The organism is Streptomyces globisporus C-1027 (assembly GCF_000261345.2).
GTDB classification, from domain to species: Bacteria; Actinomycetota; Actinomycetes; order Streptomycetales; family Streptomycetaceae; genus Streptomyces; species Streptomyces pakalii.
On sequence record NZ_CP013738.1, the window covers coordinates 5,574,677 to 5,589,439 of the forward strand.

Genomic DNA, 14,763 nt, shown 5'->3' on the forward strand with positions numbered 1-14,763 from the left:
GTACGGGTGCTCTCGTACTCACCGCAGTGTGTGTTCGGTGACAGTAGAAAGGTCTGGACCAACCGTCAAGAGGTCTGGACCAAAGACCGGCCCCCGGTTCAGATCCCCAACTCCTGTGCCAGCACCGCCGCCTGAACCCTGCTGCGTAGCTTCAGTTTGCCCAGCAACCTGCTGACATGGGTCTTCACCGTGGCCTCGGCCATCGACAGGCGCAGCGCGATGTCCGCGTTGGACAGCCCTTCGCCCAGGCACCCCAGCACCTCGCGCTCACGCCGGGTGAGCGCCTCCAGCGCTGCCAGCACCGCCGGATCAACCGTGCTCCGCTCGCGTACGGCTCCGCCTCCCGCTCCCCCTCCCGCGAACTCGGCGATCAGCCGACGGGTCACCGCGGGGGCGATCAGTCCCTCGCCGCGCGCCACCGTCCGTACCGCCTCCAGCAGTTCGCGGGCGTCGGTGTTCTTCAGCAGAAACCCGGAGGCGCCCGCGCGCAGCGCCCCGAAGACGTACTCGTCCAGATCGAACGTGGTCAGCACGAGGACGTCCGCCAGCTCCTCCGCCACCACCTGCCGGGTCGCCGACACCCCGTCCAGCCGGGGCATCTGCACATCCATCAGGACGAGATCCGGCCGGAGTTCACGGGCCAGGCGTACCGCCGCCTCGCCGTCCCCCGCCTCCCCGACGACCTCGATGTCCGGCGCGCTGGAGAGGATCAGTACGAGCCCCGCGCGCACCGCCGCCTGGTCCTCGGCCACCAGTACCCGGATCGTCATTCCCGCATCTCCCTTTCCCGTACGGGCAGTTCGGCCCGCACCCGCCAGATCTTCACGCCGTCGCCGTCCGGTTCGGGCCCCGCCCCGAATGTCCCGCCGAGCAGCGCCACCCGCTCCCGCATGCCCACGAGACCCGCCCCCGAGCCGGGCGCCGTGGGCCCGGTCCGGCTGCCGAACGCACTGGTCACCTCGACCGTCAGCAGCTCCCCGGCCCGGCCGAGCCGCACCACGACCGGGCCCGGCGCCGCGTGCTTGAGGGCGTTGGTCAGGGACTCCTGCACGATCCGGTACGCGGCCAGCTCGACCGGCGTCGGCAGCGCATCGGCCCCCGGGTACCGGGTGTCCTCCAGGGTGCAGACGAGTCCGCTGGACGCCCCGTTGGCGTTCGTCTGCTCGATCAGGGTGTCCAGGGCCGCCAGCGTCGGGGCCGCGGCCGGGGTGTCGTCCTGGCCGCCCTCGCGCAGCAGCCCGATCAGCCGGCGCATCTCCGCGAGCCCCTCGACGCTGTTCTCCCGGATCACCTTCAGCGCGTTCCGCGAGGTCTCCGGTTCGTCGATGGACAGGGCCGCCGTGGAGTGGATCGCCACCGCGGAGAGATGGTTGGCCACCATGTCGTGCAGCTCCCGGGCCATCCGGGCCCGCTCGGCGATCACCGCCTGCGTCCGGTCCATCTCGGCGAGCCGCGCGGTCTGTGCGGCCGCCAGCCGGGCCGCGTCGGCGGCGGTGCGATGGCTGCGCACACTGACCCCGGTGAGGGCGGGAATGAAGGAGACGAGCCCGATGACCAGGCCGATCAGCAGCGCCTCGGGCTTGCGGAACCAGGCCAGGAAGCCGATCGTCGACGCCACGGTGACCAGCAGTGTGGCCACCGGGAGGCGGCGGGCGGCGGCCGGGGTCCCGTAGAGCACGGCCGCGTACATGACGTCCGTGAACATCAGGATGGTGGCGAGGCTGCCCCGGGTGAACTGGTCCGCCACCAGCGCGAGCGTGCCGACGGCCAGCGCCGTGCGCGGGGCGTTGCGGCGCAGCAGTTCGGCCGCGGCCATGGCGGTCAGCGGTACGAGGGTGACCCAGGACGCGGAGAAGGGGTGGCCGCCCTGGGTGTGGAGGCCCAGCAGCCACAGCAGCAGCCCCCCGAGCAGCCCGGAGACGGCGAGGGCCACCGCGTCGCGGTCGGGGCGGATCGAGGTGAGCACCCCTCCATCCAACACGCACCGCCGCCCCCGGACCTCCCTTCGCGGGCCGATCCGCGACTACATCGAAGGATGCAGTCCGGTTTCGTCACCGCCGACGACGTCACCGCGCCCGGCGGCCGGGAGGCTGGAGGGGAACGGGAGGAGAGAGTCGTGATCGCCCTACTGGTCGTGGCCTGCGAGGTCGCATTCTGGGTTCTGCTGGCCGCCGGACTGGCCCTGCGGTACGTCGCGAGGAAGCCGAAGCTCGGCGCGGCCGTGCTGCTGTGCGAGCCGCTGCTGGAGGTCGTGCTGCTGGTGGTGACGGCCATCGATCTGAAGAGCGGGGCCGAGCCGGACTGGAAGCACGGCCTGGCCGCCGTCTACATCGGCTTCACGGTCGGCCTCGGCCACCACACCATCAAGAAGGTGGACGCCTGGGTCGCCCACCGCTGGTTCGGCGGCCCGCCGCCGGTCAAGCCGCCGAAGTACGGAACGGCCCGCGCCGTCCACGAGTGGCGCACGGCCGCCCGCTGGATCCTCGCCGCGGTGGTCGCCCTGGCCCTGCTCCAGGCGGCGGTCTGGTACGTCGGCCCGGACGGCGCCGTCAGCTCGCTCCAGAGCTGGCAGCAGAAGATGCTCCTGGTGATCGGGATCAACGTGATCATCGCCGGCGGCTACACGCTCTTCCCGAAGCAGGCCCCGAAGGACGCCGACGCGGTTGACCGCGAGCCGGCCGACCGGTTCTAGACTCCAGGGCCTACCGCTCGCCGCCCGGCACCCACAGCACGTCCCCGACCTCCTTGTTCGCGCTCCGCGCCAGGATGAACAGGAGGTCGGAGAGGCGGTTGAGGTAGGTGGCGGTCAGGGTGTTCATCGACTCGCCGTGCACCTCCAGGGCCGCCCAGGTGGACCGCTCGGCCCGCCGGACCACCGTGCACGCCTGGTGCAGCAGCGCCGCCCCCGGCGTACCGCCCGGCAGGATGAAGCTGCGGAGCTTCTCCAGCTCCTCCAGGAAGCGGTCGCAGTCCGCCTCCAGCTTGTCGATGTAGGACTGCTCGACCCGCAGCGGCGGGTACTTCGGGTCCTCGACCACCGGGGTGGAGAGGTCGGCGCCCACGTCGAACAGGTCGTTCTGGACCCGTACGAGGACCTTGACCACGTCCTCGGACAGCTGCCCGAGCGCGATGGCGGTCCCGATCACCGCGTTGGCCTCGTTGGCGTCCGCGTACGCCGAGATCCGCAGATCGGTCTTGGCGGTGCGGCTCATGTCGCCGAGGGCCGTCGTGCCCTGGTCGCCGGTCCGGGTGTAGATGCGCGTCAGATTGACCATGGGGTCAGCGTAGTGAGGCGGGAACCCTCAACTACACGCGGCGCGGAGCCGAATGACGCGTCCCGGTGTGATGTCCGTCATCTGAGACGTGACGCGCATCTCTTCACCGCCCCAGCACGCCCGACGGGTACTAACCTCCGCCGGAGAGTATGTGAACCCCCGTGAACTCAAGCGCACGGGCGAACAGAAACCAAGGGGTGCGAACGTGGCCAGGAAGCTCGCCGTCATCGGTGCCGGACTCATGGGATCCGGGATCGCGCAGGTCTCCGCCCAGGCGGGCTGGGACGTCGTGCTGCGGGACGTCACCGATGCCGCGCTGACCCGGGGCCGTGACGGGATCAAGGCCTCGTACGACAAGTTCGTCGCCAAGGGCAAGCTGGAGGCGGCCGACGCCGAGGCCGCGCTCGCCCGCATCACCACGACCACCGACCTCGACGCCGTGGCCGACGCGGACATCGTCGTGGAGGCCGTCTTCGAGAAGCTCGAGGTCAAGCACGAGATCTTCCGCGCCCTCGACAAGGTCGTCGGCGAGCACACCGTCCTCGCCTCCAACACCTCCGCCATCCCGATCACCAAGATCGCGGCCGTGACCGAGCGCCCGGAGCGCGTCGTCGGCGTGCACTTCTTCTCGCCGGTCCCGATGATGCAGCTCTGCGAGCTGGTGCGCGGCTACAAGACCAGCGACGAAACCCTCGCCACCGCACGGGAGTTCGCCGAGTCGGTCGGCAAGACCTGCATCGTCGTCAACCGCGACGTGGCGGGCTTCGTCACCACCCGGCTGATCTCGGCGCTCGTCGTCGAGGCCGCCAAGCTGTACGAGTCGGGCGTCGCGACCGCCGAGGACATCGACATCGCCTGCAAGCTGGGCTTCGGCCACGCCATGGGCCCGCTCGCCACCGCGGACCTGACCGGCGTCGACATCCTGCTGCACGCCACGAGCAACATCTACACCGAGTCGCAGGACGAGAAGTTCGCCGCCCCCGAGCTGATGCGCCGGATGGTCGACGCGGGTGACATCGGGCGCAAGAGCGGGCAGGGCTTCTACACGTACTGATCGGATCCGAAGGCGGAACCTGATCGGATCCGCCCTCTCGGCCCGGCCGGCCCACCGCCGTCCGGGCCGGGGGAGCCGGGGATCTTACCCGGAGGAGGCCGGACGCCGACGAACCGGAGTCACTCCACCGAGTGAATTCGGTATCGGTTCGCTCACAGACGGCAACTTCCCCGTCGCTGCGGCAGTCAGTGGTGGCAGAGGCACGGCCGGCGTGACGGCGGATCAGACGGACAGACAGACCGACGGACCTACAACGGAGCATGACCGGGGAGCGCATATGCACATCAGGGGCGACCACGCCGAGCTGGTCGTCGGGGGCCGCCTCGACGTCCGAAGCGCGGCGGACGCCCGTACGGTCCTGCACTCCGCCGTGGACGACGGAGTCGGCGACCTCGTGCTGGACCTGACCGAGCTGGACTCCTGGGACGCCACCGGGCTCGGCGTCATCATGGGGGCCCACCGCCGGGCCGGACGGGCCGGCCGCCGCCTCGTGCTGCGCGGCGTGCCACCGCAGATGCAGCGCCTCCTGGTGGCCACCCGGCTGCACCGCATCCTCGCGATCGAGGGCGGTATCGCCGCGGAGTCGCTGCCGCGCGTCTGAGGAGTGCCCGGCGGACGGTCACGGGCATCAGGAGCGGAAGTCACGCAATCCTCACCGGAACGTGACGTCCTGGACGGCGTGGCACCCCGGCGCTTCATGAATACTGTGCCAAGGTCTAGGGTTCGGCCGTCCGCCGAATGACAACGAACCCATGGCGGACACCGGACCGGAAGCGACAGCGGGGCGCGTGTGAGGCCGGGAGGGGCAACCGCGCACGACGCGTCTGGGGGACTTTGCGATGGACCCGACACACCGGGCACCCGATGAGTACGGGCAGGGCCACGACCGCTCCGGCGGCGAGCCCGGCCACCGTCGGCCGTCCCGCGACTCCGGCGGCGCCGGCTTCGGCCCGCAGACACCGCAGCAGGTCCGCGTCGTCCAGCTGACCGCGGGCGACCTGCTGCTCACGGTCAACCCCGTCGACGGCAGCGAGGTCGAGGCGATTCCGCCCGGCTCGGGACCCGACGCCCCGGTCCGCCGCACCGCCGCCGAACGCGCCGACCACGAACGCGCCGGCGCACCCCCCGTGCCCGCCGGTCCGCCCGCCCCGCAGCTGCCGCTCCTGGAGCGCCAGGAGGAGCGCGAGCGCCTGGTCCGGCTGCTGGCGCGCGGCCGCAGCGTCCGGCTCACCGGCCAGCCCGGCTCCGGCCGTACGGCCCTGCTCGACGCCGTCGCCTCCGACTGCGCCGACCTGGCCCCCGACGGGGTCGTCCGCCTCAACGGCCGCGGCCGCACCGGCGCCGACCTGCTGCACGCCCTGTTCGACGCCGTCTACAAGGCCCCGGGCCACCGGCCCGACCGCGACGAACTGCTCGCCCTCGTCCGCGGTATCGGCGCCGTCGTCACCGTCGACGACCTGGAGATCGGCGGAGCGGCCCTCGACGAACTGCTCGCCGCCACCCCCGAGTGCGCCTTCCTGCTCGCCGCCACCACCGACACCACCCCCGGCGTCGACGGCCACCTGGAAGAGGTGCTCCTCGCCGGCCTCGGCCGCGGCGCCTCGCTGGCCCTGCTGGAGAAGGTCGTCGAGCGCCCCCTCACCGAGGAGGAGCGGAACTGGGCGGGCGACCTCTGGTTCGAGTCCGAGGGACTGCCGCTCCGCTTCGTCCAGGCCGGATCCCTCCTCGTCCAGCGCGACCGGCTGAGCGCCGCTCCTGAGGAAGCCTTCGACGAGTACGACTACTTCGAGCCACGCGCGGACGACGCGCCCCCGCCCCCCGCCGTACCCCCCGCCGACGGCCTCGACGTCCCCCTGCCGAGTCTCGGCGAGGGCGCCGCGCCCGCCGAGCTGCTCGCCTCCCGGCTCAGCGAGCCGGCCCGCGCCACCCTGCGCTTCGCCGTCGCCCTGGGCGGCGAGGTGCCCCACCAGGCCCATCTGCCGGCCCTCGTGGGCGACACCCACGCGGACGCCGCGCTCGGCGAACTCGCGGGCTGCCATCTGCTCTCCCCGGCCGGCCCGCGCTACCGCCTCGCCGCCGGAGTCCTCGCCCAGCTCGTGGCCGCCGGTTACGAGGACGAAGCCGCCACCCACGCCCGTACCGCCGCCCAGCACTACGCCTGGTGGACCTCGCACCCCTCGGTCACCCCCCAGCGGGCCGTCGCCGAGGCCGACGCGATCGTCGCCGCCCTGGCCCGGCTGGTCCCGGGCGACGAGGCGGGAGCGGCCAGCGCGGCCGTCCTGCTGGCCCGCAGCGCCTCCCCGGCCTTCGCCGCGGGTCTGGGCTGGGGAGCCTGGGAGCGGGCGCTCAGGATCGGCCAGGAGGCCGCCAGGATCGCCGGTGAGGTCGCCGAAGAGGCTTACTTCCACCACGAGTTGGGTGTCCTCGCGCTCTGCACCGGCAACCCGGACCGGGCCCGGACCGAGCTGGAGACCTCGATCGGGATGCGCGGCGTGCTCGCCGACAAGTCCGGGGCCGTGGCCGGACGCCGCGCCCTCGCCCTGGTCGCGGACCGCTCCGGCGACTTCGCCCCCCTCGTCGGGGCTGCCTCGGGCGACGAGGCGACCGCCGTACGCCAGGACCTTCCCGGTACACCGCAGGGCGGGATACCCGGGGCGCCGCTGTTCCTCCGCAACACCGCCGAGGAGGAGCCCACGGTCATCTCCTCGCTGCCGCCCGGCCCCGCAGCCCGCAAGGTCTCCGGCCGCGCCGTCCTGGGCGGCGCCCGGCGCAACCTGGCCGCCGCGGGCGCGGGCGCCCTGCTGATCGCGGTGCTCGGCACCGTCGTCACCCTCGGCGTCACCTCGGACGGCGACGAACCGGACAGCCGCAACGTCACCACGGAGCAGACCGCCACCGAGGACCCGACCGACGACGGCCTGCCCGCCGACGAGACGGACGACGGTTCGTCCCCGACCGGGGCGGCCACCGACGAGACGTCCGCCGCCCCGAGCGCCTCGGACCCGGCGAGCCCCAGTACCTCCGGGTCGCCCTCTCCGAGCGCCTCCTCGTCGAGCGGTACGTCACCGACGGGCGAGCCGACGGACGGGGAGAGCAGCACGCCGGGTGAGCCGACGCCGACCGGGAAGCCGACCAAGCCCACCAAGCCGCCGACGACCCCGCCCACCACGCCGCCGACGACTCCGCCCACCGAGACGCCGACGACCCCGCCGACCGAGCCGCCCACCGACGGGCCGGAGCCGCCCCCGGCGGAAAACTCCTCCTCGGCGAGCGGCCCGGTGGAATCCGCCTCCGCCCCCGTCGAGTCCGCGAGCGCGTCGGAGTCCGACCCGGCGGCCTGAGCGGGCCGGACAGCGGAGAGCCGGGTGGTTCACGCAGAAGCGTGAACCACCCGGCTCTCGTGCGTACGACGTCGGGGGTGCCGGACGGTCAGAACAGCCGCAGCTTGTCGTCCTCGATGCCGCGCATCGCGTCGTAGTCCAGGACCAGACAGCCGATGCCCCGGTCCGTCGCCAGCACCCGGGCCTGAGGCTTGATCTCCTGCGCGGCGAAGACGCCCCGCACCGGCGCCAGATGCGGGTCGCGGTTCAGCAGCTCCAGATAGCGCGTCAGCTGCTCCACGCCGTCGATGTCACCGCGCCGCTTCAGCTCCACGGCCACCGTCTGCCCGTTCGCGTCCCGGCACAGGATGTCCACCGGACCGATCGCGGTGGGGTACTCACGGCGGATCAGGGTGTGTCCCTCGCCCAGGATCTCGATCCGGTCCGCGAGCAGCTCCTGGAGGTGTGCTTCCACGCCGTCCTTGATGAGCCCCGGGTCGACGCCCAGCTCGTACGACGAGTCGTGGAGGACTTCCTCCATCGTGATGATCAGTTTTTCGCCCGCCTTGTTCACCACGGTCCAGACGCCTTCCTCACCGTCGACGCCCTCCTTCAGGGTGCACGGCGGGGACATCCAGTTGAGCGGTTTGTACGCCCGGTCGTCGGCGTGGATGGAGACGCTTCCGTCCGCCTTCACCAGGATCAGTCGGGGGGCGGAGGGCAGGTGGGCTGTGAGCCGGCCCGCGTAGTCCACGGAGCAACGGGCGATGACGAGACGCATGGTGGGCAACGCTACTCGACGACAGGGGCCCGACGCGATTTCCCCATCCGTCGCCTCCCGTCACTCGGTGCACGCCGCACCGGGCAGCGCGGGCTTGCCCCTCTTTGCGCCCCTTCGTTATTGGCCGGTTGTGTTCCCAATCTCCTGGTGCGGCCCCGACTGCGCGCTTACCGTGGAAGCAGGAGGTCGCCGCCCGTGCACGCTGCGTCGTCGCCCCCCTTCCCTGCCCGTAAGGCCCCGGCCACTCTCCGGGGTCGCGAGAGGAGAACCCATGTCGCTCGACGTCTCACCGGCGCTGTTGGAACAGGCCGAGCGAGGCGAGGTCGACGAAGCCGACTTCGTCGACTGCGTCCGGACCTCCCTGCCCTTCGCATGGGAGATGATCAGCTCGTTGGTGGCTCAGCTGAAGGTCGACGGCGGAGAGTTCGCCGACAACCAGACGCCGCCGCCGGACGAGCAGGCTCGTGGTCAGCTGCTGCGCGCGCTCGCGAGTGATGCGATACGCGGCGCGCTGCAGCGGCACTTCGGAGTGCGTCTCGCATTCCAGAACTGCCACCGCGTCGCGGTGTTCCCGCTGGACGCCTCGGTCGACGACCGACTGGCCAAGTTCACCTCGGTGAGGGGCCAGTTGCTCAACCAGTCGCCCGAACTACGGGACTGCTGAACGCTTCTGCTGCCGTTCCGGGCCGCGGGAGGTGCAACTGGCTCCGGGGCGGCAGCTCCCGTACCACCGCACCACATGTCCCACGCGAGGTCCTTGTCCATGCACAGGCACAGGCACAGGCACAGGCACAGGTCAGGTGAGCAGCGGCAGCACGTCGGCGCCCAGCCGCCGCACGGTCTCCTCGGTCGCCGCGAGATCGCCCGACCCCTCCACCAGCAGGGCGAACCGCGTGATCCCGGTCCGCTCGGCGGTGGCCGCGAGCCGGTCCGCGGCCAGCCGCGGCGTCCCCACCGGGTGCAGCCCGCACAGCAGTTCCGTGTACGCGACCGGGTCCCGCATCACGCGGTGCCTGCCGTCGACCGTGACATGGGCGTCGAGCCCCTGGCGCAGCCAGCCCGGCATCGTCTTCACCAGCAGCTCGGTGGCGTCCCCGGCGCCGTCCGCGATCTGGGCCACCCCGGCGGACACATGTGCGGCCCCCTCCACCACCTCGGGCGGATGCCCGGCCTCCCGCGCGGCCGTACGCCACAGGGCGACCATCTCCGCCTTCTCCTCGTCCCCGCAGTGCATGCCCAGCAGCATCGGCAGCGCCCGCGCCGCCGCGAGCCGCACGGTCCTGGGGGAGGTGCACGCAACGATCGTCTCGGGCCCCGAGACGTCCGGTCCCGGTCCCTCCAGCAGCTCGTCCACGCGCGGCACCACTGCCACCTCGCGGAAGCCGAACCGCTCGCCGCGCCCCGAGACGCGCGGCTCCCGCAGCCAGTCGAGCACCAGGTCCAGCGCCTCGGGGAAGCCGTTCTCGTACGCGTCGAGACCGCCGCCGAACACCTCCAGGTCCACCCACGGACCGCCCCGGCCCACGCCGAGCGAGAAGCGCCCGCCGCTGGTCAGATGCAGCAGCGCGGCCTGCTCGGCGAGCGCCACCGGGTGGTGGTTGGGCAGCACGCTGACCGCCGTGCCGACCCGGATTCTGCGGGTGCGGCCCAGCAGCAGCGCGGCCAGCGTCGTCGCCGACGGGCAGACCCCGTACGGCACGAAGTGGTGCTCGGCCAGCCAGACCGAGTCGAGCCCGCTCTCCTCCGCGGCCTCGGTGGACCGGACGGCCCGGTGCAGGGCCTCGCCCGGCCCCTGTCCCGGGAACTGGGCTGCCAGAACGAACGTTCCGATGCGCATCGTCACTTGCCTCCTTGCGGCCCGACGCGTTTCTCCCCCACCGTCAACAACGTCTGACACGTGCCAAAGGCACGGTCCGGACGGAAGTTGTTGCGATTTTCCGCTAACTCACACCACTGCCGGACCGGACCGGCGGGCTGATCGACTGCTGCCCCGTACGACACCGCCTAGGCTTGGTCGCACCCAGCCCGACCGCTTCAGTGAGGTGTCCCGTGTCCCCGCGCCGCAACCGCCCCCGTGGCGGCGAGAGTCCCGACGAACGTCCCGGCACGGCGCCCGGCAGGTACGGCGGGGGAGGGGCCACCGAGAGCTGGCAGGGCGAGGAGTGGTCGGTGCGCCCGGTCAGCGGCGCGAGCGCCCAGGGCAAGCGGTACCGCTGCCCCGGCTGCGACCAGGAGATCCCCTCCGGGGTCCCGCACCTGGTGACCTGGCCGGAGTACGGCGGCATCGACGACCGCAGGCACTGGCACAAGGCCTGCTGGAACGCGAAGGACCGCCGCACCACGAAGGTGCAGCGGTCCCGGAACGCGCCGCGCTACTGAAGCCTCAGACGTCGCGCCGGTTCAGCAGGGCGACCGCCCCGCCAAGCGCCACTGCGACCAGGCCCAGCATCACCAGCAGCGGTTCCCAGGCGGACGGGCCGGAGTTGGTCATCGTCGTGCCGTAGAGCGCGCTGAGCTGGTTGGGGATCGAGTACTCGACCAGGAAGCGCTGAACGCCCCGCAGGGCGTCGGCGAACATGAAGGGCGCGAGGACCAGCGGCAGCAGCACCACGCCGATCATGATCGTGATCGCGCCCGCCGTGTGCCGCACGATCGCGCCGACCCCGAGCGACAGCAGGCCGAGTCCCGCGATGTAGAGCCCGACGCCGACCGTCGCGAGCGCCCACGCGCCGCCCGAGGCGGCGACCGTACCGCTCAGGATCACGGTCTGGAACACCGCTACGACCGCGGCGGTCACCGTCGTGATGACGAAGACCAGCGAGAAGAAGACGATCGCCTTCGCCGCGAGCACCCGCGCACGGCTCGGGCATGCCGTCAGCGTCGTACGGATCATGCCGGTGCTGTACTCGGAGCCGATGGTCAGCACCCCGAGCGTGATCACGCAGAGCGAGCCCAGCAGCACCCCGAAGAGGCCGAGGGCCAGCGCGGGCTCGCCCGCCAGGTTGGTGTCGTTCGCCGCGAGCAGCAGCGCGGTGCCCACCCCGAGCGTCAGCATCAGCGCGACCATCACGCCGAGCGTCCAGACCGTGGCGCGCACGGAACGGAGCTTGGTCCACTCCGAGGCGATCGCATCGCCCAGGGTGGCGGGCCGGATCGGGATCGGCGACTCGTAGAAGCTCAGCAGGCCCGCCTCCGGCGCCTGCCGGCGGTCCTGCGGGGTGGCCGGGGACGTCATCTCAGGTCCTTGCTGGTCTGCTCTCCGGCCGGGGCGGCGGAAGAGGGCTCGGCGGCCGGGGACGGCTCTGCGGCGGGGGAGGCGGCGGGCGGCGCGGGGGCCGGGCGTGGACCGGGCGGCGGCGGGGCGTACCAGCCCTCCTGCGGCACCTCCACCGGTACGACGGGCTCATCGACGTGGCCGCCGATCGGATGGCCGTACGCGTCCAGCGGTGGCGGCTCCGCGAGGCCCGCCTTGGCGTCGTCCGTCGAGCGGTAGTCCACCAGGCCCTGCGTGAGGCGCATGTACGCCTCCTCCAGCGACGCCTGGTGCGGGGACAGCTCCCAGAGCCGTACGTCGCAGCCGTGGGCCAGGTCGCTGATCCTCGGCAGCGGCAGCCCGGTGACCCGCAGGGCCCCGCCCGGCTCCGACATGACCCGGCCGCCCGCCTCGATGAGCGTGGCCGTCAGCTTCTGCCGGTCCTCGGGGCCGTCCTCGGGCACCCGGACCCGGGCGAAGTCCGCGGAGTTGGCGGAGATGAAGTCGGTGACGCTCATGTCGGAGAGCAGCCGGCCGCGCCCGATCACGATCAGATGGTCGGCGGTGAGGGCCATCTCGCTCATCAGGTGGGACGAGACGAAGACCGTGCGCCCCTCGGCGGCCAGCATCTTCATCAGATTGCGGACCCAGTGGATGCCCTCCGGGTCGAGACCGTTGACCGGCTCGTCGAACAGCAGGACCTGCGGATCGCCCAGCAGCGCCGCCGCGATCCCGAGCCGCTGCCCCATCCCGAGGGAGAAGCCGCTGGTACGCCGCTTGGCGACGTCCCTGAGGCCGACGACGCCGAGGACCTCGTCGACCCGGGCCGCCGGGATCCCGGCCAGCTGGGCCAGGGACAGCAGGTGGTTGCGGGCGGTGCGGCCACCGTGCACGCCCTTGGCGTCCAGCAGGGCGCCGACCTGACGCGGTGCGTTCGGCAGGCTGCGGTAGGGGTGGCCGCCGATGGTGACATGACCCGCGGTGGGGCTGTCCAGGCCGAGGATCATGCGCATGGTCGTGGACTTGCCCGACCCGTTGGGACCGAGGAAGCCGGTGACGGCCCCCGGCCGCACCTGGAAGGAAAGGTCGTCCACGGCCGTCTTCGCGCCGTAGCGCTTGGTCAGGCCGACTGCCTCGATCATGCTCCAGCCCCATCGACTCACTCTGTCGTTCGGGGCTCGGGCCACCCGGCCGCACACCCCCGTAAGACTTAGGAGGATAACCAGGCGCTGTCGGTTCCGGCCAAGTTGCGCACAGGGTGCGAGCGGTCGGTTACGGGCTCTACGCGTCCCGGTTCTTCAGGACCAGGAAGCCGCCGAGCACCGCCGCCAGCACCCAGAGCACCATGATCCCGAGTCCTCCCCAGGGCCCGTACGGGGCGGGATCGGTGTTCATCGCGTCCGGGACGACCTGCATGATCTTGGAACCGGCCTGGTCGGGGAAGTACCGGGCGACGTCCTTGGCCCCCGGCACCGCCGCGAGGATCTGCGAGACCAGGAAGAAGAACGGCATCAGGATGCCGAGCGACAGCATCGAGCTGCGCAGCATCGCCGCGACGCCCATGGAGAAGATCGCGATCAGACCCATGTAGAGCCCGCCGCCGACGACCGCGCGCAGCACGTTGTCCGCGCCGATGTCGGTGCCCCGGTCGCCGAGCATGGCCTGGCTCAGGAAGAACGAGACGAAGCTGGTGAGCAGCCCCACGACGAGGGCCAGCACACCGGCCACCGCGATCTTGCTGAAGAGGAAGGTCGCGCGCTGGGGCACCGCCGCCAGCGAGGTGCGGATCATGCCCGAGCTGTACTCCGTGCCGACCACGAGCACCCCGAACACCACCATCGCGAGCTGACCGAGCACCGTCCCGGAGAAGCTGACGAAGGTCGGGTCGAACGTGGCCTGCTCGGCCTCGGAGAGGTCGTCGAACGTGGCGTTCAGCAGGGCGCTCAGCGCCGCGCCCATCACGACCGTGACCACGAACGCCGAGATGAGGGTCCAGGTCGTCGAGGAGACCGACCGGATCTTGGTCCACTCCGAGGTGAGAACCGCGGGTACCGATGCCATCGTCGTCACTTCCCCTCGGTGTCGTTGCTGCCCGGCTTGTTCCAGGTCTCGCCCCAGCCGGCCCCCACCGCGGGAGGTTCGGCCGCCGGATCCCGGTCCGAATGGGCGTGGTACTCCACCGAGCCGGCCGTCATCTGCATGAACGCCTCCTCCAACGAGGCCCGCTGGGAGCTCAGCTCGTGCAGCACCACCTGGTGCCGGGCCGCCAGCTCGCCCAGCTCCTCGGTCGTGGCGCCGTCGATCTCCAGGACGCCGCCCGATGTCTCGACGGCGGTGAAGCCCTCCTGGTGCAGAACGTCCCGCAGCCGTTCGAACTGCGGTGAGCGCAGCCGGGTGTAGCTGCGGGAGTTCTCCTGGATGAAGTCCGCCATCGAGGTGTCGGCGAGCAGCTTGCCCTGGCCGATCACGATCAAATGGTCGGCGGTCAGAGCCATTTCGCTCATCAGGTGCGAGGAGACGAAGATCGTCCGGCCCTCCGATGCGAGCGCCTTCATCAGATTGCGGATCCAGTGGATGCCCTCCGGGTCCAGTCCGTTGACCGGCTCGTCGAACATCAGGATCTCGGGGTCGCCCAGCAACGCGGAGGCGATACCGAGCCGCTGGCCCATGCCGAGGGAGAACCCCTTGGACTTCTTCTTCGCGACCGCGCTCAGCCCGACCATGTCGAGCACCTCGTCGACCCGGCTGCTCGGGATGCGGTTGCTCTGCGCCAGGCACAGCAGGTTGTTGTACGCGCTGCGGCCGCCGTGCATCGCCTTCGCGTCGAGGAGCGCCCCGATGTACTTCAGCGGTTCCTGGAGGTCGCGGTAGTGCTTGCCGTCGATGCGCACCGTACCGCTGGTGGGGTTGTCGAGATCGAGCATCATCCGCATGGTCGTCGACTTGCCCGCGCCGTTGGGGCCGAGAAAGCCCGTCACGATGCCCGGCCTGACCTGAAACGACAGATGATCGACGGCGACCTTGCTTCCGAACCGTTTGGTGAGTCCCTCGAGCTCGATCATGCGCACACGCTAGAACGC

General features: G+C 71.6%; 15 protein-coding genes. 6 read left to right on the forward strand and 9 right to left on the reverse strand.

From position 1 onward, the window contains the following. Positions 1-98 precede the first annotated feature (98 nt). Together WQO_RS24720 and WQO_RS24725 are read right to left on the reverse strand one after the other, a co-directional pair. A complete protein-coding gene (locus WQO_RS24720) occupies positions 99-770 on the reverse strand; it encodes a response regulator (RefSeq protein WP_010060161.1) in 672 nt (223 codons plus the stop codon). Beyond that, the gene (locus WQO_RS24725; RefSeq protein ID WP_010060160.1) at positions 767-1,966 is read right to left on the reverse strand and encodes a sensor histidine kinase; all 1,200 of its coding nucleotides are present in this window, start codon (positions 1,964-1,966) and stop codon (positions 767-769) included. The genes WQO_RS24720 and WQO_RS24725 overlap by 4 nt, the downstream gene beginning before the upstream one ends. A 150-nt stretch (positions 1,967-2,116) precedes the next feature. On the opposite strand from WQO_RS24725, the gene WQO_RS24730 reads away from it, so the two are divergent. After that, entirely contained in the window at positions 2,117-2,692 is a 576-nt protein-coding gene (locus WQO_RS24730) for a hypothetical protein (RefSeq protein WP_029182240.1), read from the forward strand. A 10-nt stretch (positions 2,693-2,702) separates the two neighbouring features. Here the strand turns inward: WQO_RS24730 and WQO_RS24735 are convergent, their stop codons facing one another. After that, complete coding sequence (locus tag WQO_RS24735; RefSeq protein WP_010060158.1) at positions 2,703-3,275, reverse strand: cob(I)yrinic acid a,c-diamide adenosyltransferase; 573 nt, start codon at positions 3,273-3,275, stop codon at positions 2,703-2,705. A gap of 205 nt (positions 3,276-3,480) precedes the next feature. On the opposite strand from WQO_RS24735, the gene WQO_RS24740 reads away from it, so the two are divergent. From WQO_RS24740 to WQO_RS24750, 3 genes are all read left to right on the forward strand, one after another. Beyond that, positions 3,481-4,329 (forward strand): 3-hydroxyacyl-CoA dehydrogenase family protein, encoded by an 849-nt coding sequence (locus tag WQO_RS24740; protein ID WP_010060157.1) that lies wholly within the window; start codon positions 3,481-3,483, stop codon positions 4,327-4,329. A 277-nt stretch (positions 4,330-4,606) separates the two neighbouring features. Then, positions 4,607-4,930, forward strand: a complete 324-nt coding sequence (locus tag WQO_RS24745) for an STAS domain-containing protein (RefSeq protein WP_003966237.1) — start codon at positions 4,607-4,609, stop codon at positions 4,928-4,930. Positions 4,931-5,168: 238 nt separating this feature from the next. Next, positions 5,169-7,670, forward strand: coding sequence for an ATP-binding protein (locus WQO_RS24750; RefSeq protein ID WP_010060156.1), 2,502 nt, complete (start codon positions 5,169-5,171; stop codon positions 7,668-7,670). Positions 7,671-7,758: 88 nt separating this feature from the next. Here WQO_RS24750 and nucS read toward each other — a convergent pair whose 3' ends face one another. Beyond that, the gene (gene nucS / locus WQO_RS24755; RefSeq protein WP_006127607.1) at positions 7,759-8,430 is read right to left on the reverse strand and encodes an endonuclease NucS; all 672 of its coding nucleotides are present in this window, start codon (positions 8,428-8,430) and stop codon (positions 7,759-7,761) included. A 271-nt stretch (positions 8,431-8,701) separates the two neighbouring features. Between nucS and WQO_RS24760 the strand changes: the two genes are divergently transcribed. Next, positions 8,702-9,094: an SCO5389 family protein gene (locus WQO_RS24760; RefSeq protein ID WP_006127608.1), complete on the forward strand. Its 393-nt coding sequence runs from the start codon at positions 8,702-8,704 to the stop codon at positions 9,092-9,094. A gap of 132 nt (positions 9,095-9,226) precedes the next feature. Here WQO_RS24760 and WQO_RS24765 read toward each other — a convergent pair whose 3' ends face one another. Next, positions 9,227-10,267, reverse strand: coding sequence for an LLM class flavin-dependent oxidoreductase (locus tag WQO_RS24765; RefSeq protein WP_010060155.1), 1,041 nt, complete (start codon positions 10,265-10,267; stop codon positions 9,227-9,229). A 212-nt stretch (positions 10,268-10,479) separates the two neighbouring features. Here WQO_RS24765 and WQO_RS24770 point away from each other — a divergent pair, with 212 nt between their 5' ends. Then, the gene (locus tag WQO_RS24770) at positions 10,480-10,809 is read left to right on the forward strand and encodes a hypothetical protein (protein WP_010060153.1); all 330 of its coding nucleotides are present in this window, start codon (positions 10,480-10,482) and stop codon (positions 10,807-10,809) included. 4 nt (positions 10,810-10,813) lie between these two features. Here the strand turns inward: WQO_RS24770 and WQO_RS24775 are convergent, their stop codons facing one another. From WQO_RS24775 to WQO_RS24790, 4 genes are all read right to left on the reverse strand, one after another. Further along, complete coding sequence (locus WQO_RS24775; protein ID WP_010060151.1) at positions 10,814-11,665, reverse strand: ABC-2 transporter permease; 852 nt, start codon at positions 11,663-11,665, stop codon at positions 10,814-10,816. Beyond that, complete coding sequence (locus tag WQO_RS24780; protein ID WP_010060149.1) at positions 11,662-12,825, reverse strand: ABC transporter ATP-binding protein; 1,164 nt, start codon at positions 12,823-12,825, stop codon at positions 11,662-11,664. The genes WQO_RS24775 and WQO_RS24780 overlap by 4 nt, the downstream gene beginning before the upstream one ends. Positions 12,826-12,964: 139 nt before the next feature. After that, entirely contained in the window at positions 12,965-13,744 is a 780-nt protein-coding gene (locus WQO_RS24785) for an ABC transporter permease (protein WP_010060147.1), read from the reverse strand. Between the two features lie 5 nt (positions 13,745-13,749). After that, entirely contained in the window at positions 13,750-14,745 is a 996-nt protein-coding gene (locus WQO_RS24790) for an ABC transporter ATP-binding protein (RefSeq protein ID WP_029182239.1), read from the reverse strand. Between the last annotated feature and the right edge of the window lie 18 nt (positions 14,746-14,763).